The sequence below is a fragment of the Bradyrhizobium sp. BLXBL-01 genome, assembly GCF_051853025.1.
In the GTDB taxonomy this organism is placed as follows: domain Bacteria; phylum Pseudomonadota; class Alphaproteobacteria; order Rhizobiales; family Xanthobacteraceae; genus Bradyrhizobium.
The window spans coordinates 4,863,836-4,885,955 of record NZ_CP182471.1; the positions used below are offsets into that span (position 1 = coordinate 4,863,836).

The 22,120-nt window shown below is 65.0% G+C and carries 24 protein-coding genes; 8 read left to right on the top strand and 16 right to left on the bottom strand.

Features of this window, described 5'->3' with window-relative positions; all coding sequences use genetic code 11:
- Positions 1-270: 270 nt before the first annotated feature.
- The 3 genes from ACNJYA_RS22805 to ACNJYA_RS22815 form a co-directional block, all read right to left on the bottom strand.
- Positions 271-2,823 carry a cation-translocating P-type ATPase gene (locus ACNJYA_RS22805; protein ID WP_439400765.1) on the bottom strand — a complete coding sequence of 851 codons (2,553 nt, stop codon included), beginning with the start codon at positions 2,821-2,823 and terminating at the stop codon, positions 271-273.
- Complete coding sequence (locus ACNJYA_RS22810; protein WP_172788114.1) at positions 2,820-2,987, bottom strand: hypothetical protein; 168 nt, start codon at positions 2,985-2,987, stop codon at positions 2,820-2,822. The genes ACNJYA_RS22805 and ACNJYA_RS22810 overlap by 4 nt, the downstream gene beginning before the upstream one ends.
- A 215-nt stretch (positions 2,988-3,202) precedes the next feature.
- Positions 3,203-3,346, bottom strand: a complete 144-nt coding sequence (locus tag ACNJYA_RS22815) for a hypothetical protein (RefSeq protein ID WP_439363374.1) — start codon at positions 3,344-3,346, stop codon at positions 3,203-3,205.
- Between the two features lie 263 nt (positions 3,347-3,609).
- Here ACNJYA_RS22815 and ACNJYA_RS22820 point away from each other — a divergent pair, with 263 nt between their 5' ends.
- Positions 3,610-3,765: a hypothetical protein gene (locus ACNJYA_RS22820; protein WP_165637160.1), complete on the top strand. Its 156-nt coding sequence runs from the start codon at positions 3,610-3,612 to the stop codon at positions 3,763-3,765.
- Positions 3,766-3,775: 10 nt separating this feature from the next.
- On the opposite strand, the gene ACNJYA_RS22825 is transcribed toward ACNJYA_RS22820, so the two are convergent.
- Positions 3,776-4,405 (bottom strand): ParB-like protein, encoded by a 630-nt coding sequence (locus tag ACNJYA_RS22825; RefSeq protein WP_439400766.1) that lies wholly within the window; start codon positions 4,403-4,405, stop codon positions 3,776-3,778.
- A 318-nt stretch (positions 4,406-4,723) separates the two neighbouring features.
- Here ACNJYA_RS22825 and ACNJYA_RS22830 point away from each other — a divergent pair, with 318 nt between their 5' ends.
- The 6 genes from ACNJYA_RS22830 to ACNJYA_RS22855 all read left to right on the top strand — a co-directional run bounded on the left by ACNJYA_RS22830 (position 4,724) and on the right by ACNJYA_RS22855 (position 9,507).
- Positions 4,724-5,065 (top strand): hypothetical protein, encoded by a 342-nt coding sequence (locus tag ACNJYA_RS22830; RefSeq protein ID WP_172788111.1) that lies wholly within the window; start codon positions 4,724-4,726, stop codon positions 5,063-5,065.
- A 234-nt stretch (positions 5,066-5,299) separates the two neighbouring features.
- A complete protein-coding gene (locus tag ACNJYA_RS22835) occupies positions 5,300-5,587 on the top strand; it encodes an acyl carrier protein (protein WP_007592476.1) in 288 nt (95 codons plus the stop codon).
- 10 nt (positions 5,588-5,597) lie between these two features.
- Entirely contained in the window at positions 5,598-6,068 is a 471-nt protein-coding gene (locus ACNJYA_RS22840; protein WP_172788110.1) for a 3-hydroxyacyl-ACP dehydratase FabZ family protein, read from the top strand.
- Positions 6,065-7,267, top strand: coding sequence for a beta-ketoacyl-ACP synthase (locus tag ACNJYA_RS22845; protein ID WP_172788109.1), 1,203 nt, complete (start codon positions 6,065-6,067; stop codon positions 7,265-7,267). Before ACNJYA_RS22840 ends, ACNJYA_RS22845 begins: the two co-directional genes overlap by 4 nt.
- Before the next feature lie 21 nt (positions 7,268-7,288).
- The gene (locus ACNJYA_RS22850; protein WP_439363376.1) at positions 7,289-8,566 is read left to right on the top strand and encodes a beta-ketoacyl-ACP synthase; all 1,278 of its coding nucleotides are present in this window, start codon (positions 7,289-7,291) and stop codon (positions 8,564-8,566) included.
- A gap of 8 nt (positions 8,567-8,574) precedes the next feature.
- The gene (locus tag ACNJYA_RS22855; RefSeq protein ID WP_212257370.1) at positions 8,575-9,507 is read left to right on the top strand and encodes a lipid A biosynthesis lauroyl acyltransferase; all 933 of its coding nucleotides are present in this window, start codon (positions 8,575-8,577) and stop codon (positions 9,505-9,507) included.
- A 9-nt stretch (positions 9,508-9,516) separates the two neighbouring features.
- Here the strand turns inward: ACNJYA_RS22855 and ACNJYA_RS22860 are convergent, their stop codons facing one another.
- From ACNJYA_RS22860 to ACNJYA_RS22900, 9 genes are all read right to left on the bottom strand, one after another.
- Positions 9,517-9,966, bottom strand: a complete 450-nt coding sequence (locus tag ACNJYA_RS22860; RefSeq protein ID WP_439403462.1) for a DUF5615 family PIN-like protein — start codon at positions 9,964-9,966, stop codon at positions 9,517-9,519.
- The gene (locus tag ACNJYA_RS22865) at positions 9,875-10,105 is read right to left on the bottom strand and encodes a DUF433 domain-containing protein (protein WP_172788106.1); all 231 of its coding nucleotides are present in this window, start codon (positions 10,103-10,105) and stop codon (positions 9,875-9,877) included. Before ACNJYA_RS22865 ends, ACNJYA_RS22860 begins: the two co-directional genes overlap by 92 nt.
- Before the next feature lie 80 nt (positions 10,106-10,185).
- Complete coding sequence (locus ACNJYA_RS22870) at positions 10,186-11,292, bottom strand: polyamine ABC transporter substrate-binding protein (RefSeq protein WP_439400767.1); 1,107 nt, start codon at positions 11,290-11,292, stop codon at positions 10,186-10,188.
- A gap of 6 nt (positions 11,293-11,298) precedes the next feature.
- Entirely contained in the window at positions 11,299-12,477 is a 1,179-nt protein-coding gene (locus tag ACNJYA_RS22875) for an aminotransferase (protein WP_439400768.1), read from the bottom strand.
- An 8-nt stretch (positions 12,478-12,485) separates the two neighbouring features.
- Positions 12,486-12,812: a rhodanese-like domain-containing protein gene (locus tag ACNJYA_RS22880; RefSeq protein WP_197946948.1), complete on the bottom strand. Its 327-nt coding sequence runs from the start codon at positions 12,810-12,812 to the stop codon at positions 12,486-12,488.
- Positions 12,813-13,100: 288 nt separating this feature from the next.
- On the bottom strand, positions 13,101-15,029 hold the full coding sequence (locus ACNJYA_RS22885; protein WP_172788102.1) for a potassium transporter Kup: 1,929 nt from the start codon (positions 15,027-15,029) through the stop codon (positions 13,101-13,103).
- Between the two features lie 140 nt (positions 15,030-15,169).
- Positions 15,170-17,068 (bottom strand): potassium transporter Kup, encoded by a 1,899-nt coding sequence (locus ACNJYA_RS22890; RefSeq protein ID WP_172788101.1) that lies wholly within the window; start codon positions 17,066-17,068, stop codon positions 15,170-15,172.
- A gap of 172 nt (positions 17,069-17,240) precedes the next feature.
- Positions 17,241-18,071, bottom strand: a complete 831-nt coding sequence (locus ACNJYA_RS22895) for an OmpA/MotB family protein (RefSeq protein WP_212257364.1) — start codon at positions 18,069-18,071, stop codon at positions 17,241-17,243.
- Positions 18,072-18,093: 22 nt separating this feature from the next.
- The gene (locus tag ACNJYA_RS22900; protein WP_172788099.1) at positions 18,094-18,867 is read right to left on the bottom strand and encodes a motility protein A; all 774 of its coding nucleotides are present in this window, start codon (positions 18,865-18,867) and stop codon (positions 18,094-18,096) included.
- Positions 18,868-19,135: 268 nt separating this feature from the next.
- Between ACNJYA_RS22900 and ACNJYA_RS22905 the strand changes: the two genes are divergently transcribed.
- A complete protein-coding gene (locus ACNJYA_RS22905) occupies positions 19,136-19,453 on the top strand; it encodes a hypothetical protein (RefSeq protein ID WP_246571313.1) in 318 nt (105 codons plus the stop codon).
- 16 nt (positions 19,454-19,469) lie between these two features.
- Here ACNJYA_RS22905 and ACNJYA_RS22910 read toward each other — a convergent pair whose 3' ends face one another.
- The 3 genes from ACNJYA_RS22910 to ACNJYA_RS22920 form a co-directional block, all read right to left on the bottom strand.
- Positions 19,470-20,189 (bottom strand): RraA family protein, encoded by a 720-nt coding sequence (locus ACNJYA_RS22910; RefSeq protein ID WP_212257363.1) that lies wholly within the window; start codon positions 20,187-20,189, stop codon positions 19,470-19,472.
- Between the two features lie 213 nt (positions 20,190-20,402).
- Entirely contained in the window at positions 20,403-21,281 is an 879-nt protein-coding gene (locus tag ACNJYA_RS22915; RefSeq protein ID WP_172788096.1) for a CDP-alcohol phosphatidyltransferase family protein, read from the bottom strand.
- 86 nt (positions 21,282-21,367) lie between these two features.
- Positions 21,368-22,066, bottom strand: coding sequence for a phosphatidylserine decarboxylase (locus ACNJYA_RS22920; RefSeq protein ID WP_172788095.1), 699 nt, complete (start codon positions 22,064-22,066; stop codon positions 21,368-21,370).
- Between the last annotated feature and the right edge of the window lie 54 nt (positions 22,067-22,120).

Here is a 22,120-nt window from a genome sequence, read left to right on the forward strand (position 1 = left end):
CGCACAACATCGACACGCGCCCGCGCTTCGTTGCGCGTGCGTCAAACAGCAATTCCAGCATTCCCAGTCCCCGAACTTTCGGGAACGACCATGCAGAGACTCCGAGCGCACAATCAAAGTGTTTCGGACGTTCGCGTCGTAGAATCTATGTAGACTGGATCCGTTCTAATGAAATGCTGTCAGCATCTCGCACGCGTCTTCCGCGGCCTGCATGATTTCCGGACGTCGACTCGTCGCGCTCGGCGCATGGCCGGGCTGCCGCGTCACGATCTAGAATCGTAACCGCCGGCCCCAAAACGGCTTCAGCAGTTCGAGCGCCGTGAGCACCAATAGTCCAGCGCCGAGCGTGATCATCAAATCGTCAAGATGCAGCGGACCGAAGCGAAAGAGACCGGAGGCCGGCGGCCAGAACAGGGCTGCGGCGAGGACAAGCGCAATCGCGAGGAATATCCAGAGCAATACCGCGTTTGGACGGAAGAAGGCAGACAAGAAGGATGCGCTGAAGGATCGATTGACCAGCACCAGCGCGAGGACGCAGACGACGAGCGCAATGAATGCGAGGGTGCGAGCCTCATCGGGCGGAAGCCCGGAACGAAGCGCTGCGACAAAGATCACCGCGATCAAGGCGAAGGCCATCGCGCCCTGCAGGACGCTCCAGGCGATCAGGGGCCACGAGAACAGCTCCGCATCGGCACGCCGCGGCGGACGCTTCATGACGTCGCGCTCCTCGCGCTCGGCTTCGAACACCAGCGAGCAGACGGGATCGATGATCAGCTCCAGAAAGGCGATGTGAACCGGGCCGAGCACCAGCGGCAGGCCAAACAGCAGGGGAAGCAGCGCAAGACCCGCGATCGGCACGTGAACCGCGAAGATGAAGGCCATGGCCTTGCGCAGATTGTCGTAGATCCGGCGTCCGAGGCGGATCGATGCGACGATGGAGCTGAAATCGTCGTCGAGCAGGACGATCGAGGATGCCTCGCGGGCGACGTCTGTGCCGCGGCCACCCATCGCGATCCCGATATGGGCGGCCTTCAGCGACGGCGCGTCGTTGACGCCGTCGCCCGTCATCGCAACGATCTCGCCGCCGCGCTTCAGCGCCTGCACGATCCGCAGCTTCTGCTCCGGCAGAACCCGCGCGAAGACGTTCACCTTCCTGACGAGTGCCTCGAGCCCGGTGTCGTCAGCGAGCATGATCTGCTCCCCGGTCACGACCTCATTGACGTCGAGCCCGGCTTGCCCGGCAATCGCCAGAGCGGTCGCCGGATAGTCGCCCGTGATCATGACGACGCGGATGCCGGCCGAACGGCATTCGCGAACCGCCTCCGGAACGTGAGGCCGCAACGGATCCGCGAGCCCGACCAGGCCAACGAGGCGAAATACGAAAGCCTCCTGGGATGCCGGCAGGGAAGTGTCATCACACGCGGCAACCGCCATCCCCAGCACGCGAAGCCCGTCCTTCGCCATGGCCCCGACGGCAGCTTGCACGGCCTCCCGATCGGCCTCGTTCAGCCTGCACAGCCGCGCAATCGCTTCCGGCGCGCCCTTGGCGCATGCGATGAGATCCGCCGCTGCGGATGTCCGCCAAACCTGGGTCATGGCGAGCAGCTCGGGGCGCAGACCATAGGTACGCACCAGCGTCCGCCCGCCATCCGTCGCGTCTGCGTCCCGCAGGACATCACGCGCGAACGCGTGCAGCGCCTTCTCCATCGGATCGAACGGCTCCGGAGAGCTTGCCAGCGCCCCGCAGCGCGCCAGCTCGGCGAATTCGGGCCCGACCTGATCCGGTCCGGACGCCTCCGCACGCAGGCGCGCGCCGTCGCGCAGCCGCAGCTCGGCGACCGACATCTGGTTCTGCGTCAGCGTCCCGGTCTTGTCGGTGCACAGGACTGTCGCCGAGCCGAGGACCTCGATGGCGGCGGCTCGCCGCGTCAGGACGCGGGCCTGCGAAATCCGCCACGCGCCCATGGCCATGAACACCGTGAGCACGACGCCAAATTCTTCCGGAAGCATCGACATGCCGATGGCGACGCCTGCGAGCAGCGCCTGCAGCCAGTCGCCGCGCGAGACGCCGTAGAGCACAATCGCGGCCAGGCTGATGATGGCGCCGCCGAGAAAGCAGAGCCGCACCAGCCTTGCGGTCTGTTGCTGAAGCCGCGGCGGCTCGGCCTGCAGGCCGCGAAGCGACAGCCCGATCTTCCCGATCTCGCTGCGCGGCCCGGTGGCCTCGACCAGCGCCAGCCCCTCGCCGCGCACGACGAGCGAACCGGAATACACGAATGGCTGATCCTCGCCGCCGGGCCGGTGACCGGCCTCGGTGACCTTGTCGGCCGTCTTCTTGCGGACGGGCATCGACTCGCCGGTCAGCAGGGACTCGTCGATCTGCAGGTCCCGCGCCTCGACGAGCGCGGCGTCGGCGGGGACGCGATCGCCTTCACCGAGGACGAGAAGGTCGCCCTGCACGACCTCGCGGCCGGCAATTCGCCGGCGCACCCCGTCGCGCACCACCAGCGCCCGCGGGCTGGTCAGGTCACGCAAGGCTTCCAGCACGCGCTCGGTCCGGGTCTCCTGCACCACCGTGATCACGATGGACATCGCCCCGAACGCCAGCAGGATCAGCGCCTCCTTGAGATCGCCGAGCACGAGATAGATGAGCCCGCCGCAAAGCAGCAGCAGGAGCATCGGCTCGCGCAGCACTTCCACCACGATGCGCAGGGGACTGCGTCGTTCCGGCCGAGGCAATTCGTTGGGGCCGTCTGCCGCGAGCTTCGCCCGGGCCTCGGTTTCGCTCAGGCCGGCCGAACTGCGGCGTTCCGTCTCGCTCACGGTTTCCGCCGCAGGCTCCAGAGGCTGCCGGCACCGACGATTGCGGTCGCGAGCAGGACGGCGACGAAGGTCTGGATGATGGTGAAATTCAGCGCATCACGCGCGACGAACAGCGCCGTGATCGCGCCGGCGAGGACAAAGAGGATGCGAAAGATGACGCTCATGGCCGTGCCTCCAAAATCTGCATGACTTGGAGCCCGGGCCCTCGGCATCGGGGCACAACGCTGTCTCTGCAAACATGCAGGCAGACTTTAGCCGGTCAGGGCGAGGCACCTTTGCGACAGGTCAAGCCTGGCCCGGCCATCATCTGCCGGCAGGTGCGACGCGATGTCCGCCTCGGAGCGCGCAGCCGCGCTCACGGCTGCGCGGCGCTATGCCGCTAGCGCTTCGCCATCAACTCGAGCGCCGGAGCAAAGCGCTCCGCGAACGTCAACGTCTTGGCGTGGTGGACTGCGGCAAAGGATGCAGAGATTCCCGCCGAAGCGACCGCGAGCACGGCAACTATGAAAGCCAGACGGCGCATGTTCGCCTCCTGTGTGAGCTCGACTACCCCATAGAAATGGGACGGCTCTGTTTCAGGACGGTGTCGTGGGCGCGGAAATTGATTTCGCTCAAGCGGCTGTGATGAGATCCGGCTTATCTGGGGGCATTCCGTAACCAACTAACAAGGGTCGACGTGTTTTGGAGCGCCGGCCGTGTTGGGAATTTCGTATCCGCGACCGCGATTCCAGGCACTGCGGCGACAAGCAACGTTCGCTGGAATGGGAGTTATCGAGGTCTACGCAAATGAAGATCGTGATCCAGAAGCTCAACGGCCTGTGGCACCTCATCGTCGGATCGTCCCAGATCCGAACGCCGTTCCTGGACACCCAGGACCGCGCGCTGGTGGTCACTTACGCCCGCCGCGCCTACCCCGGCGCCAGGATCTTCCAGCGCGACTGACGAGATACTTTTAATCGTCGTCCGCCGGGCCGCACCAGCCGGGCAGATAGATCGCATTCTTGCTTCTGGCGGCGGCCATCGCCTTCTCGAGCGCCTTGTCGAAATCGGCCTCCACCGCCTTGCGCGAGACCTGTCGGCGCAGGAAATCGGCCCACAGGAATTCGGAGAATGGCGTCGTGTCCTTGGCGAAGCCGCCCATGCGGCGCAATTCGCCGGCAAGGCTGCGGAACGGATCGTCCTTCAAGTCGGCGACCGATTTCGGCAGGTCGCGGAACGACCGCCGCTCGCCCTTGGCGTCGTAAGGATAGACCCAGCGCTTGTTGTCCATGACGCCCCAGAAGGCCTCGCGCTCCACCATCCTGAGGTCGCCCACGATGGTCACCAGCACCTCCTTGACGCCTTCATCGTGCAGCGCGCGGCCGAGGTGATGATGGTCGATCACGTAGTAACGTGCATCGGGGCCGTAAACGACGGGGATCATGTGCTTGCCGAGCAGATCCGCCTGCTTCGTCGTGTCATGCTCGCGCCAGCGCTTCCGCTTCTCCTTGACCTCGCGCATGCCGACCGTCATCTGCGTCGGCCGGAGCGACAGGATCGGAACCGGATGCACTCTCGGCTCGCGCGCGTTGGTCGTGGTCATGATCGAAGCCCCTCGGATGGATGCAACTAGCGGTTCGGGTTCCCGCCACTATGCCATGGGCCCCAGGGCGGCAAAATCCGTTCGAAGCACGCGCAGATCACAAGTCGATACCGATCGGACGAAGGACGGTGTCGCTGTGCCCGCATTGCAGCGCAACGCGCGGATCACGGGCGCGACGGCCGGTTTCCAGATCGCTGCACACCGGCCCGTGCACAAATGGTACGAACGCACGAATACACGCGGGCATTGAGAAGTTTTTCTGCAACGCGTGCCTCACCTATGCTATCTAAATTGCTGCTTCGGAGTGATCCCCGCCCCATGAACAACCAGCGGCCCATAAGCTCTGATGAGGAGCACCGGGTGCTCCAGTTCAGGCCGCGCACCCCGCCTTCCCCAAGGGTCCAGCGCGGCGATGCCAGCGTGCAGCCGCTGCGCGCCACGCCCGAACGGCTGGACCTGTCGCGCTACGAGCAGCCGCGCGCCGAGCCCGATAATTTCCGCCAGCGCATGCTTGCCAATATCGCGGCGCTCGCCTTCACCATCGCGCTGACCGCGATCGGGATCTGGCTCGCGGTCAGCATCGCCGACCTGCGCCGGACTCAGGATTGCGTGCTGATGGGCCGCCGCGACTGCGTCAAGATCACGACACCGCACATTTAGGACCGGCCCGGCGCGGACCTCGCGGCGGAAGGGTCCCAGCCGGCATCCCCAGCCCCGTCCGTTGCTGTCCCCCGGGGCCTGCCCGGCTCCATTGAACTCAGGGCGGCGCTCCGATATACGGGCTTTCGACCCGGCCAGAGGGGGGTTTGAGGGCGTCATCAGGGGCGCGATGCCCAGCCACCGTGCCACTCTGGACAATCTGACAAATACCTGCAATATATCAAAGGCTTAGTGATGTCCTCCACATTCGATCAGGTCGCCACGATCATCGCTGAAACCTGCGACATCCCGCGCGACACGATCACGCCGGATAGTCATGCCATCGATGACCTCGGCATCGACAGCCTCGATTTCCTCGATATCGCTTTTGCGATCGACAAGCAGTTCGGCATCAAGCTGCCGCTGGAGAAGTGGACTCAGGAGGTCAACGACGGCAAGGCGACCACCGAGCAATATTTCGTGCTGAAGAACCTGTGCGCCCGCATCGACGAACTGGTTGCGGCCAAGGGCGCGAGCGCCTAAGGGCGCAGTCATGCAACTCGAATACTTCCACATGATCGATCGCATCGTCGACCTCAAGGTCGACGAGAAGACGATCGTCGTCGAAGCGCAGGTCCCGCAGGAAAGCACCATTTTCGAGGGGCACTTCCCCGGTTATCCCTTGATGCCCGGCGTGCTCCTGATCGAATCGATGGCGCAGGCCTCGGGCTGGCTTCAACTCGGCGTTTTCAGGTTCGAACGCATGCCGATCCTGGCCGCCGTGAAGGAGGCCAAGGTCCGCGGCTCGGTCTTCCCGGGCGACCTTATGAGCATCGAGGCGAGCCTCACCCATGAAGGCTCCGGCTATGCCATGACCGAGGCCAAGATCCGGGTCGGCGGCAAGCTGCGCGCCAATTCCGCGCTCACCTTCACGTTGATCCCCTTCCCCAATGCGGATATGCGCGGATACATGGCGAAGGTCGCCGAGCGCGTCGGGTTTCCGCAACAGGTCCTATCGCAATGACTAACACCGCTTCGAGGCCCGGCCAGACCGAGGTCTGGATCACCGGCATTGGGCTCGCCACCTCGCTCGGCGAGGGCCTCGACGCCAACTGGGCCGCGCTTTCTGAGAAGCGCATCAATGTCGACGAGAAGGTCTTTGCGCCCTACATCGTGCATCCCTTGATGCCCGTATCCTTCGACAGCCAGATTCCGAAGAAGGGCGACCAGCGCCAGATGGAAGCCTGGCAGCGCATCGGCACCTATGCCGCCGGTCTTGCGCTGGATTCCGCCGGCATCAAAGGCAACAAGGACATCCTGTCGAAGATCGACATGGTCGTCGCCGCCGGCGGCGGAGAGCGCGACATCAACGTCGATAGCGGCATTCTCACCGCCGAGGCCAAGGGCGCCAACGCGCCGGGCTTCCTCAACGAGCGGCTGATGAGCGATCTCAGGCCGACGCTGTTCCTGGCCCAGCTCTCCAACCTGCTCGCCGGCAACATCGCCATCGTGCACGGCTTAGGAGGCACCTCGCGCACCTTCATGGGCGAAGAGGTCGCCGGCGCGGATGCCGCCCGCATCGCGCTCGCGCGCATCGCCTCGGGCGAAAGCGACATCGCGCTGGTCGGCGGCTCGCACAATGGCGAACGCAAGGACTTGCTCGTCCTCTACGAATTCGGCGACTTCAACCTGAAGGACAAGTTCGCGCCCGTGTGGGCGCGCAAGGACCATCCCGGCTTCGCGCTGGGCTCGGCCGGCGCCTTCCTGGTGCTGGAATCGAAGGCCCATGCGGAAGCGCGCGGCGCCAAGCCGTTCGCAAAGCTGTCGAGCGTCGTCGCAGACCTCGCCAAACGCAAACAGCCCGGCGACATGACCGCGACACTCGAGAAGCTGTGGGCCAAGCTGCCCAGGCGCGAGGGCAAGGGCGCGATCATCACCGGGGCGACCGGCGCGGAGCCCGCGACCTCGGACGAGCGCGACTTCCTGAAGAGCCATGCCGACTTTCCGGTGCGCTCGACCGGCACGGTGTTCGGCCACGCCATGGAAACGCAATTTCCGCTCGGCATTGCCCTCGCAGCACTGTCGATCTCGCGCGGCGCGCTGTTCCCACCGAATGATTCCACGGGGACCGAGATTGAAATGCAGGGCGCGCCCACCCAGATCGTGGTGGTGGGAGCCGGACACTGGCGCGGCGAAGGCATGGCGCTGGTCGAGGCAGTTTAACCAGCTCAAGCGGGGATCGACATGACTGCACCACGCGACAAACTCGGGCGTCCCGTCGTCGTCGTCACCGGCATGGGCATCATGACCTCGCTCGGTGCCGGCAAATCCGACAATTGGGCAAAGCTCGTCGCCGGCGAATCCGGCATCCGCACCATCACGCGTTTTCCGGTCGACGGCCTCAAGACCACGATGGCCGGCACGGTCGATTTCGTCAGCGCCGATCCGTTCTCGTCCACCGCCCTGTCCGAGCGGATGGCCGAGCTGGTGACGCAGGAAGCGCTGGAGCAGGCCGGCATCGGCGCCAAGGCCGATTTCCCGGGTCCGCTTTTCCTCGCGGTTGCACCGGTCGAGGTCGAATGGCCGCAGCGTCGCGAGCTCGGTCGCGCCGTCGGCCAGCAAGACATCAGCTACGACGATCTGCTCCGCATCTCCGGCGGCGGCAAGTTCAGCGCCTATCATCATCGCTTCATGTTCGGCTCGGTTGCCGCCTCTCTCGCCGAGACCTTCGGCACCAAGGGCTCGCCGATCTCGCTGTCGACGGCCTGCGCGTCCGGAGCCACCTCGATCCAGCTCGGCGTCGAGGCGATCCGCCGCGGCGAGACGGACGCGGCGCTGTGCGTCGCGACCGATGGCACCGTCAACCCGGAAGCGCTGGTGCGCTTCTCGCTGCTGTCGGCGCTGTCGACCCAGAACGACCCGCCGCAGGCGGCCTCCCGGCCCTTCTCCAAGAACCGCGACGGTTTTGTCATGGCAGAAGGTGCCGGCGCGCTCGTGCTTGAAAGCTATGAAGCCGCCACCGCGCGCGGCGCAAAGATTCTCGGTGTGATCGCCGGCTGCGGCGAGCTCACGGATTCGTTCCATCGCACCCGCTCCTCGCCCGACGGCAAGCCGATCATCGGCTGCATGAACAAGACGCTGGCCGACGCCGGCATGGCGCCGGACCAGATCGACCACATCAACGCGCACGGCACCGCGACGCCCGAGAACGACAAGATGGAGTTCAACACGACGTCGGCGGTGTTCGGCGAGCTCGCGCAGAAGATTCCGGTCACCTCCAACAAGTCGATGGTCGGCCACACCATCTCGGCCGCCGGCGCGGTCGAGGCGATCTTCTCGCTGCTCACGCTCGAGCATCAGCGCATTCCGCCGACGATCAACTACGACAATCCGGATCCCACGATCCTGTTCAACGTCGTCGGCAACAAGGCGCGCGATGCCCGCGTCACTGCGGTGATGTCGAACTCGTTCGGCTTCGGCGGCCAGAACGCTTCGCTGATCCTGACCCGCGAACCGGCCTGACCGGACGCATGAGGCTGCTTCCTGCGAGCACGAAGGCCCGCGCGCGGGAGGCTGCCAAATCGCTCGGCGGCAGCCTGATCGGCGCCGCGACCGTCGCGATGCTGCGCACCACGCGCTATTTCGATCCCGCCAAGACCTCGGACTTTTTCGCGCGTGCCGTGAAGCTGATCGGACCGCGCCTGCGCGAGCACCGCATCGGCCGCGCCAACCTCGCCGCCGCCTTCCCCGAGAAGTCACCGGAGGAGATCGAACGGATCCTGATGGGCGTCTGGGACAATCTCGGCCGCGTCGGCGCCGAGTTCGCCCATATCGACCAGGTCTGGAATTACGAGCGCGATGCCCCGGAGAAGAGTCGAATCGAGATTTCCCCGCGCAGCATCGAGCTGTTCGACCAGATCCGCGACGACGGCAAGCCGGCGCTGATCTTCGCCGCGCATCTTGCGAACTGGGAATTGCCGGCGCTCGCCGCGGTCGCGCATGGACTGGACACCGCAATCCTCTATCGCCGCCCGAACATCGCCTCGGCCGATCGCATCATCCAGGAGATGCGCCAGGTCAACATGGGCACGCTGATCCCGGCCGGCCGCGAGGCGCCGCTGCGGCTCGCGCAGGCGCTGAAGGACGGCAAGCACGTCGCCATGCTGATCGACCAGTATCTCACCGCTGGCGTCGAGGTCACGTTCTTCGGCCGCAAGACCCGCGCCAATCCGATGCTGGCGCGCCTCTTGCGCCAGGTCGAATGCCCGATCCACGGCGTGCGCATCATCCGCCTGCCCGACGGCCGCTTCCGCGGCGAGCTCACCGAAGAGATCCAGCCGGTGCGCGATGCCGACGGCAGGATCGACATCCAGGGCACGACGCAGGCGATCACCAGCGTGGTGGAAAGCTGGGTGCGCGAGCATCCCGAGCAGTGGCTGTGGCTGCATAGAAGGTGGCGGTAGACGCTGGCGCTATTTGCTCAGCGGCCGCATTCGGACTCGGCCAGGCTCGATCACAGAAAAATGGCCCGCCCAATCGTCACGGGCCAAGATCAGGTCGGCGAGCACCTTGCCAATCCGCCCGGGTGCCGACGGTGGGATGCGCAACAATACGATACCGCATGCGGTCGGGAGCGACGACGCTTTAGCCAACTCCCCAAAGTCCCTATCAAAGGTGATTAGGATCCGTTGTTCGTGCGACGCCTGCGCCAATACTTCGCGATCGCTGCTACCAGGCGCCGAAGCTCTGATCCAGATGACGTCGTGACCTGATGCACGAAGTGCATCGACGGCGGAGCCAGGAAAATTCTCGTCCGCGAGAAAACGCGTCTCAAGCTGCGGTCGGGTGAACCCGTTCGCCGCTAAGGGAATCGCGTGCGTAAGCCAGACACGCGAGAATGTCCTCGCGCGAAAGGCCTGGATAGTTGGCCAAAATGTCGGCTTCGCTCCAACCGTCTGCCATCAATCCGATGATGAACTCGACCGCAATGCGGGTCCCACTAATCACGGGCTTGCCAGCAAGGACATCAGGTGCGAGCGAGATGCGAGAATGATCGGTCATTGCTCAAGGCCTAGTTCGTTCAATCTGAAGCAGATAGTACACCAATTCCCGCCGCACGGCGAATTTGGAACCCATCTGCCCTACCTCCCCGTCTTCACCTTCGTCCAGAGCCGATTGATGATCCGCTGGGTCGCCGGCTCGCGCGCCGTAATGACGAACAGTTTTGAAAGCGTCGCCTCGTCCGGGTAGATGTTCTTGTCGTTTAAAATCTTCGGATCGACCAGCTTCTGGCTGGCGAGGTTCCCGTTGGCGTAGGACAGGAAGTCCGAGTTCTTGGCGGCGACGTCGGGCCGATAGAGATAATTGATCAGCTCGTAGGCCTCTTTGACGTTCTTCGCATCCGCCGGGATCGCGAGATTGTCGAAGAACATCTGCGCGCCCTCCTTCGGAATGGTGTAGCCGATCTCGACGCCGCTCTTGGCTTCCGCCGCGCGGGCACGGGCCTGCATGATGTCGCCGGACCAGCCGACCACGAAACAGATCTCGCCGGTGGCGAGCGCGCTCAAATATTCGGACGAGTGAAACTTCCGCACCGACGGGCGGACTTTTGCCACGGCGTCGGCAGCTTTCTCGAGGTCGGCCTGCTTGGTCGAGTTCGGATCGAGCCCGAGCCAGCTCAGCGCCGCCGGGAAGATGTCGTCGGCGGAGTCCAGCATGTGCACGCCGCAGTCTTTGAGCTTTGCCAGGTTCTCCGGCTTGAAGACGATGTCCCAGCTGTCGATCTTCGCGTCCGCCCCGAGGATCTGCTTCACCTTGGCGACGTTGTAGCCGATGCCCGTCGTGCCCCACATGTAGTTGGCGGCGTAGACGTTGCCGGGATCGTAGGTGGCGAGGCGCTGCGTCACCACGGGCCAGGCATTGGCCAGATTCGGGAGCTTCGACTTGTCGAGCTTCTGGAAGATGTTGGCCTTGATCTGGCGCTGCAGGAAATAGGCGGTGGGCACCACGACGTCATAGCCGGACTTGCCGGCCATCAGGCGCGTCTCCAGCGTCTCGTTGGCGTCGAAGGTGTCGTAGACCACCTTGATGCCGGTCTCCTTGGTGAAGGCCTCCAGGACGTCAGGCGCCATGTAGTTGGACCAGTTGTAGAAGTTGACGACCCGCTCCTCGGCCCCCGCGGGAGCGGAGAGCAACGTCAGTGCCGCGGCGATCGCGAAACCAATCCCGGAGCGGCCGACGTTCGTCATCTCGATCTACCTCTTGCGTCCACGCACCGCGTCCGACAGCCGCTCCAGCGCGGTGTCCAGCGTCTCGTCCTTCTTGGCAAAGCAGAAGCGCACCACCGAGGTCACCGGGTCCTGCTCGTAGAACGCCGAGACCGGAATGGCGGCCACCTTGTAGTCCTTCACGATGCGCCAGCAGAACTCGGTGTCGCTTTCGTTGAGCCCGAGCGGCGACAGGTCGACGGTGAGGAAGTAGGTACCTTGCGACTTCAGCACGGGGAAGCCGAGGCTCTCCAGGCCCTTGGTCAGGCGGTCCCTGCTCCGCGTCAAATCCTTGCGCATCGACAGGAAGTAGTCGTCGGACTTGCTGAGGCCGTAGGCCACCGCGGCCTGCAGGTTCGGCGCGGTGGTGAAGGTCAGGAACTGGTGCACCTTGGCGGCGACGCGCAAGAGCTGTGGCGCGGCGCAGACGAAGCCGATCTTCCAGCCCGTCAGCGAGAAAATCTTGCCGGCCGAGCCGACCTTGATGGTGCGCTCGCGCATGCCGGGGATGGTGATCAGCGGGATGTGCTTGTGCTCGTCGAAGGTGACGTGCTCCCAGACCTCGTCGCAGATCGCGATGACGTCGAACTCCTGGCAGTAGCGTGCCAAGAGCTCGAGGTCCTCGCGTGGATAGACCACCGCCGAAGGATTCAAGGGATTGTTGAACAGCACCGCCTTGGTCTTTGAATTGAACACGCTTTTCAGCATGTCCTCATTCAGCCGCCAGTGCGGCGGCTCCAGCCGAACCAGGCGCGGAATGCCGCCGGCCTGGCGGATGATCGGCAGATAGGAATCATAGACCGGCTGGAAGCAGACCACCTCGTCGCCGGGCCGGACCACCGCGAGGATCGCCGAGGTCAGCGCCTCGGTGCCGCCTGATGTGACCATCACCTCGCTCATCGGGTCGAGCTTGAGGCCGTGCCAGTGGCCGTAATGGGTCGCGATCGCCTGGCGCAGCTCCGGCAGGCCCATCATCGACGGGTACTGGTTGTAGCCGTTCAGCGAGGCCTCGGCCGCGGCGCGGCGGATATCCTCGGGGCCGGGATCGTCAGGAAATCCCTGGCCGAGATTGATGGCATTGTTGTCGCGCGCGGCCTGCGACATCGCCTCGAAGATGGTGACGGGAAGGTCGGCGAAGACCTTGTTCAGCGAAGAGCTTTTGGACATCGATCGGATCAGCCACCGACCTTGCTGGGAAGCCCCGCCGCCTTCCAGCCCAGCATGCCGCCGGCCAGATGCTTGTCGTAAGGCAGGCCCGCCGCCTGTGCCGCCAGCGAGGCCGTCACCGAACGCTTGCCTGAGCGGCAGGCGAACACGACCTCCTTGCCTTGGGGATCGGGGATCGCCTTGGGATCAAAGGTCGAGAGCGGAACCACGACGCCGTAAGGATAGGCCTCGGCCTCGACCTCGTTCGGCTCACGGACGTCGACCAGGAGATAGCGCCCTTCCGCGACACCCTTGGCGACCTCGTCCGGGGTCAGATCCTGCACTTGATTTGCCACATCATCCTCCAACGTCGCGGGCCGCGTGCCGGGGCGATCCCGGCCGGCGGCAACCTCGCCTCTCGGGAGACGAAAATCAAGCGCCACAAAGGCTTGAGCCGCGCAGCGCAAGTTAAAGCTAAATCGCAGCGACTTGAAGTCCGGCTTTCGGGGCTCACACTCGATGTCATCCCCCGCGAAGACGGGGAATCCAGTACGCCGCGGCGGATGCGGCGAGAGCGAGCTCTTCAACGCCGGCCTCTGGAATACTGGATCGCCCGGTCAAGCCGGGCGATGACAGCGGTGGAGTCAGATCGTCACCTGGGTTCCGACCTCGACCACGCGGCCGGAAGGGATCTGGAAATAGTCGGTGGCATCGTTGGCGGAGCGGCTGAGCGAGATGAACAGCCGGTCCTGCCAGCGCGGCATGCCGGAATGGGCGGCGGGCTTGAGCGCCCTGCGCGACAGGAAGAACGAGGTCGACATGATGTCGAACTGCCAGCCCAGCTTGCGGGCGATCGCGAGGGCCTTCGGCACGTTGGGCGATTCCATGAAGCCGAACTTCAGCGTCACCTTGGAGAATGTCGGTGAGATCTGCTCCAGCTTCACCCGCTCCGCCGGATCGATCCGCGGGGTCTGCGCGGTCTCGATGGTGAGAATGACGTTCTTCTCGTGCAGCACCTTGTAGTGTTTCAGACTATGCATCAGCGCGGTCGGCGCGCTGAGCGGATCCGAGGTCAGGAACACCGCGGTACCAGGCACGCGCTGCGGCGGCCGCTTCTCCAGCATGGCCACGAGATCTGCGAGCGGGAACTCGAGCTTGCGCGACTTCTCGAACAAAAGCCGGCTGCCGCGCCGCCATGTGTACATCAGGATGATCATGACGGCACCGAGGGCCAGCGGCACCCAGCCGCCCTCGAACACCTTCAACAGGTTCGCGGTCAGGAAGGTCAGGTCGAGAAACAGGAACGGCGCAATCAGCGCGCCGGCGGCGAGCCCTGACCAGCGCCAGCCCTTCCAGACCACGACGAAGCCCATCATGGCCGTGACCACCATGGTCCCGGTGACGGAGATGCCGTAGGCGGACGCCAGCGCGCTGGACGAGCGGAACAGCAGCACCAGCAGCACCACAGCGACCAGCAGCAGCTGGTTGATGCGCGGAATGAAGATCTGGCCGGAATGGGCTTCCGACGTATGGCGAATTTCGAATCGCGGCAGCAGCCCGAGCTGGATCGCCTGGCGCGTCAGCGAATAGGCCCCGGTGATGACGGCCTGGCTCGCGATGACGGTCGCCATGGTCGCCAGCACGACCATGCAGCCGCGGAAGAAGCCTTGCGGGAACAGCTGGAAGAACGGGCTCACGATCGCGCCGGGATCCCCGAGCACCAGCGCACCCTGCCCCAGATAATTCAGCGCCAGCGAGGGCAGCACGATGAACAGCCAGGCGGTCTGGATCGGCCGCTTGCCGAAATGGCCGAGATCGGCATAGAGCGCCTCGGCGCCGGTCACGGCCAGGAACACCGCGCCCAGCGTCACGAAGCCGATGATGCCATGGTGCAGCATGAAGTTCACCGCGTAGAGCGGGTTCAGCGCGTACAGCACCTGCGGCTGCTGGATGATCGGATGGATCGCTGCGGCCGCAAGGACCGCGAACCAGACGCACATGATCGGGCCGAAAAAGGCCGCAACGCGCGCCGTGCCGCGGGACTGCACGGCGAATAGGCAGACCAGGATCACCACCGTCAGCGGAACGATGTAGGGCTCGAACCTCAGCGTGACGTCCTTCATGCCCTCGATCGCCGACAGCACCGAGAGCGCCGGCGTGATCACGGCATCGCCGTAGAACAAAGCTCCGGAAATGACGCCGAGCAGCACGATGGTCGCCCCACCGGTGCCAACCGCCCGCTGGGCCAGCGCCATCAGCGCCAGCGTGCCGCCCTCGCCATTATTGTCGGCGCGCAGCAGGATCACGACGTATTTGAGCGTCACCACCACGATGAGGGCCCACAGGATCAGGGACACCACGCCGAGCACGGCTGCCGGCGTCGGCAACCCCTCCGCGCCCGAGGCGGCCATCACGGCCTCGCGGAACGCGTAGAGCGGGCTGGTGCCGATATCGCCGTAGACAACGCCGATACTGCCGAGCGTCAGCGCGCCGAAACGGGCGGTGGTGTGGGCATCGCCATGCCCATTAGCCGCCACCGTTTCCGGGGCGGGAACTGCTATGTCGCTTGTCATGGGAGAGCCCAGTGGCCTCTAGAATGCTTCACTGCACAATGGCGGAAGAGCGCGCGGCTTATAGTCCTGCGCCACCGGCATAGCCTAGCCCGATTCTGGGCCGTGGCCATGCAGATATGCATGGCTGCACCAGTTGCATTCTAGATGGTGACCTGAGTTCCGACTTCTACCACCCGGCCGGTGGGAATCTGGAAGTAGTCGGTGGCATCGTTGGCCGACCGACTCAGCGCGATGAACAGATGATCCTGCCAGAGCGGCATGCCCGACTGCGCCGAGGCCTTCAGCGATCGTCGCGACACGAAGAACGACGTCGACATGATGTCGAACTGCCAGCCCTGCTTGCGCGCGATCGCGAGCGCCTTGGGCACGTTCGGCTGCTCCATGAAGCCGAAGCGCAGGCGGACCTTGGAGAACTTGTCGCTGATCTTCTCCATCCTGAACCGCTCCGACAGATCGACCCGGGGCGTCTGCGCGGTCTCGATGGTCAGGATCACGTTGTGCTCGTGCAGCACCTTGTTGTGCTTGAGATTGTGCAGGAGCGCGGTCGGCACGAACGAGGGATCGCTGGTCAGGAACACTGCGGTACCCTTGACGATGTGTGGCGGCCGCTTCTCCAGGCTGCGGATCAGATCGTCCAGCGGCACCTCGATCCGTCGCGTCTTCTGAACCAGGATTCCGGAGCCCTTGCGCCAGGTCCAGATCGTCCCCGCCATGACGATGCCGAACAGCAGCGGCACCCAGGCGCCTTCGAGCAGCTTGAGCAGATTGGCGCTGAAGAAGCTCAAATCGACGACGACGAAGGGGATGATCACCGCCGCAGCCGCCGCCGCACGCCAGTTCCACAGCTTCCAGATCACGACGAAGCCCATGATGCCGTCGGCCACCATGGTGGTTGAAACCGCAATGCCGTAGGCCGAGGCCAGATTGCTGGGGGTATGGAACAGCAGCACCAGCAGCATCACGCCGATCAGCAGCAGCCGGTTCACGCGCGGCAGATAGATCTGGCCGGCATGGGATTCGGAGGTGTAGCGCACCTCGAAACGCGGCAGGAGGCCGAGCTGCACGGCCTGATAGACCAGCGAATAGGCGCCGGTGATCACCGCCTGGCTCGCAATCACGGTGGCGGCCGTCGCGAGCCCGACCAGCGGCAGCACCAGCTTATCGGGCACCATGCGATAGAAGGAATGCTGGATCGCGCTGGGATCGGACAGCACCAGCGCACCCTGCCCGAAATAGTTGATCAGGAGCGCGGGCAGCACGAAGAACATCCAGGCCGACTGGATCGGCTTGCGGCCGAAATGGCCGAGATCGGCGTAAAGCGCCTCGCCCCCCGTCACCGCCAGGAACACGGCACCGAGGGTCACGAGGCCGATCGTGCCGTGCGACAGCACGAACTGCACCGCGTAATAGGGATTGATGGCCGCCAGCACCGAGGGGTCGTCGGCGATATGGACCGCCCCCATGACCGCGATGACGGTGAACCAGATCACCATCACCGGCCCGAAGGCCGAGGCGACCAGCGCGGTCCCCTTGCTCTGGACCGCAAACAGCAGCACCAGAATGAGGACGGTGACCGGCACGACATAGTGCTCGAGCGCGGGGGTTGCGAGCTTCAGACCTTCCACCGCCGAGAGCACCGAGATCGCCGGCGTGATCATGGAATCGCCGATGAACATCGAGGCGCCGATCACGCCGAGCGCAAGCAGAACCCAGCTTCGCCGCCCGAGCGCGCGCTGGCCGAGTGCCATCAGCGACAGCGTGCCGCCCTCCCCGTTATTGTCGGCGCGCAGCAGCAAGAGGACGTATTTGGCGGTGACGACGATCAGAAGCGCCCACAGAATCAACGATAGGACGCCCAGTACGATGATGCGCGAGACCGGCTCGCCATGGGCCGCGGCCTTGACCGCCTCGTGGAATGCGTAGAGCGGCGAAGTGCCGATATCGCCGAAGACGACGCCGATGCTCCCGAGCGTAAGGGACCAAAAGCCCGACTTGACCGGCCCTTCATGGGTCTCAGTCGATGTGATGCTCGCCGTCATGAGGATGGAAAACGCTTCGTCCCTGATTTTGATCCGGCGCCTTTTGACGCTTCCGCCGCGCCTGTCAATCGCCCATCACCTTAGCAGGCGCAGGGACAGAAGCTGTGACGCGGCTGCAACGTTCATCGCCAGCGCGACGACATGCCTCAGGTAAGATGGTAGCGCAAGAGGGTTACGGCTTCAGATTCGGCGGCAGCGGCGGATCTTCGCGCATCAGGGTGATGGTCACCCGCCGGTTCGCGGCGAGCGAGGGATCGTCCGGAAACAGCGGCTGGGTATCGGCCTTGCCGGAGACGGCGAAGATGTGCGACGGCGGCAGGCCCTGGCGTTCGAGGATCTGACGCACCGCATTGGCACGGTCGGCCGACAGATCGAAGGCGCCGTAGTCGCTGCGGGTCGGCACGAACCCCGCCGCGGTGTGGCCGGCGATGGAAACGCGCAGCGGCGTCGCCTTGAGCGGGACCGCGAGCTTCTCGATCAGGCGGCGGGTGCGGTCGTAGGGCACCTTGGAGCCGTCGGCGAACATCGAGCGGCCGTCCTGGTCGACGATCTCCAGGTTGAGGCCCTGCTTGGTCTCCTCGAACATGATGTGCTTGGACATCTCGGTCAGCTCCGGCATGTCCTGCAGCGCCTGGCGCAGCGAGGCTGCCGCGAGCGCGAAATTGCGATCAACCTTGATCTTCGCGCCGGACGTCTTGTCGCGGTCTTCCTGGTCCGGCGTCGGCGTATTGGAGGCGTCCTCGGGCTGGATGTGATCGACGTTCTTCAGCCGCGGACGGGTCGGCAGGCCGTCGGACTCGACGATACCGGCGTAGCGCGCCTCGCTCTGCACGCCGAAGGCGTCGCGCATCGAGCCGGCGACGATCTTCAGCTTGTTGGCGTCCTGCGTCGAGAACGCGACGAGCATCACGAAGAAGCTCATCATCAGGCCCATCAGATCGGCGAAGGTCACGAACCAGCCGTGACCGCCTCCATGCGCATCGCCGCGTTTCTTCTTGGCCATGTCTCAAATCCCGGCGGGCGGCTTACGCCGGCACCGGCTCGCCATCGGCGTGACGATGCTTCTCCGGCAGATAGGCCAGCAGCATTTCGCGCACGAGCGTCGGGCTCTTGGAGTCGCGGATCATCAGGATGCCGTCGATGATCAGAGTGCGGTTGGTCTCCTCGTCCAGCAGCTTGCCGTGCAGCTTGTCGGCGATCGGCAGGCAGAACAGGTTCGCGACCAGCGCGCCGTAAAGGGTGGCGAGCAGCGCGGTCGCCATGAACGGGCCGAGCTTGGAAGGATCGGTCATGTTGGCGAACATCTGCACCATGCCGATCAAGGTGCCGATCATGCCGAACGCCGGAGCGCAATCGCCGATGGCGCGGTAGATCTTGCTGCCCTCGTCGAGATGCATGAGGAAGTTGTCGCGGTCGCGCTCGAGATTGTCGCGGATGAAGTCGAGGTCGTAGCCGTCGGCGACGTAGCGGATGCCCTTGGCGAGGAAGGGCTCGTCGGTCTCGACCTTTTCCAGTCCGACCGGGCCCTGCTTGCGGGCGATCTCGGCGATGCGGGCGAGCTCGTCGACGAGGTCGTGCGCCGACAGCCGGCTCATGGTGAAGGCGAACTTGGCGCCGAGCGGAAGGCCGTGCAGGAGCGCCGAAAGCGGAAACCGGATCATGGTGGCGGAGATCGAGCCGCCGAAGATGATGATCATCGCATGTTCGGAGATGAACATGTGAAGATCGCCGCCCATGAAGATCATCGCCACGATGACGATGGTGCCCGCAATGAGCCCGACGCTCGTCATGATATCCATGGGAAACTCCGACGCGTACGCAACAACGGCCGTCCTGGCCGCTGGCGCGGCCCAACCCCGAACCGCATCGGAAACCCTAGAGCGCCGCCCTTAAAGCCGCGTAAAGGTTAAGTCTGGACCGCGTGCCGCCCGCCGCCGCAATTGCCGTCCAGCGATAGGAATTTCAACATTTCGCTAACCATAAGGAGCCGCGCCACGACGTCACATCGGCTGCGGCCCTCCGCCACATCGTGGTCGGGGATCAGCTGGTGTTTGCTGGCGTTGCGACATGGCCGATCGTGGAGCCATCGCAATGTTGACGCTGTTCAGTCTTCTCACGGCGCTGCCCGCGGCGCTGGCGTTCCACCTGCTCGAGCCGGAGCTCGTGCTTCCGGCGTTCAGCGTGCTGCTCTTCGTCGAGGCCGCCTTCGCCGTGATCGCAGCACGGTTGATGCACAGCCCCGACAGCGCAGACGACCTAACAATGTGGGATTTTGCCGGCGGCTTCACCCTGATCGGATGCGCCGCCGCCGTGCTCGGCGAGCCCGATCAGGCCGCCTTGTTTCTGACCGAGCAAGGCGATCTACGGCCGGATTCGCGGCCGTAGATCGCCCCATTGGCCGTCAATGGATCTCCGCCGAGCGCTTCAGCGCCGCCTTCAGCTTCTCGAGCGAGAAATCCGGACTGCGGGCGATCTCCAGGATCGGCGTCTCGCGGCGGCCGCAGAGCTCGGCGGCCTCCGGCAGCTTTGCGGCAACGTCGAGCGGGATCACGATGGCGCCATGGCGGTCGGCGTGGATGAGATCGTCCGACTTCACGGTCATGCCGGCGACGCGCACCTCGCCGCCGAAGCTTTCCGCGTGCACCCAGGCGTGCGACGGGCCGATCGAGCCAGCCAGCGCCTGGAAGCCGGGCGCCCATTGCGGGATGTCGCGGATCGAGCCGTCGGTGATCACGCCGAGGCAGCCGAGCGCCTTGTGGACGTTGCTCTGCACCTCGCCCCAGAACGCGCCATAGCCGACGTCGGGTCCGTCGATGTCCTGGATCACCGAGATGCGCGGGCCATGGCCGGTGCCGACATATTCGTAATATTCGATGCGGCGCCTGGACTGCTCCTCGGCCGGAAGCGATGATTTCAGCACCGAGCGGATCGCCACCGTGCGGGCATAGCCGACGATCGGCGGCAGGTCGGGGAACGGGCAGACCAGTTGCTTGGTGGTGTAGCCGATCAGCCGCCGCTCGGGCGCCACGATCTCCATGGCATTGCAGATCGTCGGCGTGTCGTAGCGGCCCAGCGCTTCGAGGACGGAAGCGGGCAGCGGCCCGGTCGCGGAATTGGTCACGGCGTTCTCTCCCAGATTGGCGGCGGTTGATAGCGCGATGCCGCCGGCACAAGGGGCGATATAGCCGAGATCGGGCCTCGACCCAACTCAGGCAGGCCTCATGGCAGATATCCGCGTGCGGCCGTTAGAGCATGATCCGGAAAAGTGTGTAGCGGTTTTCCGAAAAGATCATGCTCAAACAACAACCTAAAGCGCGAGGAATCCCATCGCGCTTTAGTGCAGCCGCCCGGGCCTGTCGTCCTGGGGCGGCTCCGACAAATTCGCCAGCGTCGGTGCCGACGGCGGTGACGGGACCTCGCCTCCCGCCGGCGCGGTGGCTTCCACCGCGCGCGCCTGGTCGCGATAGGATTTGTAGCCGAGCGGCAGCGCGAGAAGGTACAGCACCGTGCCGATCGACAGCACGTGCCAGGGATAGGCGATCAGGAGCGCGATGAAGACGATTACGGCGACGAAGGCCGGCAGCACCAGCTCCGGCGGCACGCGCATGCGCTTGGTCTTGCCGGAGAACACCGGCAGGCGCGACACCATCAGGAACGCGATCAGAAGCGTGTAGGCCGCGGTCACCGCCGCAGGCGTGCGGCCGAGATCGAGGAATGCGACATAGATCGGCAGCAGCACGGTGATCGCGCCGGCGGGCGCCGGCACGCCGGTGAAGAAATTGGCGGCGAAGGCCGGCTTGTTCGGATCGTCCATGGTGGCGTTGAAGCGGGCGAGCCGCAGGCCGCCGGAGATCGCGAACACCATGGCGGCGATCCAGCCGGCATTGCCGAGCTCGTGCAGCTGCCAGAAATACAGCATCAGGCCGGGCGCCACGCCGAAATTGACGAAGTCGGCGAGGCTGTCGAGCTCGGCGCCGAACTTGGACTGCCCCTTGATCATGCGCGCGATGCGGCCGTCGATGCCGTCGAGCGCGGCCGCGAACACGATGGCGTAGACGGCGAGCGACATCCGCCCTTCGATCGACAGGCGGATCGAGGTCAGGCCGGCGCAGATCGCCAGCAGCGTGATGACGTTGGGCACCAGCATCCGCACCGGAATGGGGCGGAACCGCCGGCGGCGGACGTCGGGATCCCTAGAGTCGTAAGGCGTCATGGCTCGTCCTTATCTCGAGGCGAGATATAGCAAGCCAAGCCGCCCTCCGCCATTGCGGCGGAAGGCCTGCAAGCACCGACTATTGGTTAATTGGCGCGGAACGCGCGGCCCGGGTCGTCGCCGGCAAGGTCGGCCAGGATCGTCTCTCCGGCGATCGCGGTCTGCCCTTCCGAGACCAGCGCCTTGGTGCCCACGGGCAGGTAGACATCGAGGCGGGAGCCGAAGCGGATCAGGCCGAAGCGCTCGCCGGCGCCGATCGCCTGCCCCTCCCTGACGAAGCAGACGATGCGCTTGGCGACGAGGCCGGCGATCTGGACCACCCCGATCCGGGACGTCGGCGTCGTGATCACCAGCGAGTTGCGCTCGTTGTCCTCGCTCGCCTTGTCGAGCTCGGCGTTGATGAAGAGGCCGGGCCGATAGGCGATGCGGTCCACCCTGCCCGCCACTGGCGCCCGGTTCACATGGCAATTGAACACGCTCATGAAGATCGAGACGCGCGGCAGCGGCCGGTCGCCGAGCCCGAGCTCGGCCGGGGGCAGTGCCATGGTGATCATCGAGACGCGCCCGTCGGCCGGCGACACCACGAGACCCTCGCGCACCGGCGTCACACGGACGGGATCGCGGAAGAACAGCGCGCACCACACGGTCAGGACCGTGCCGATCCACCCCAGCGGCGACCACAGCCAGAACAGGATCAGGCTCGCCACCGCAAAGCCGCCGATGAAGGGATAGCCCTCCTTGTGGATCGGCGGGATCTGACGCTGGATCGAATCGAGAATGGACATCGCTATCTGCCGTTCGGGGTTGATGGCACGGGTCGTTGCGCGGGCTTGTTTAGG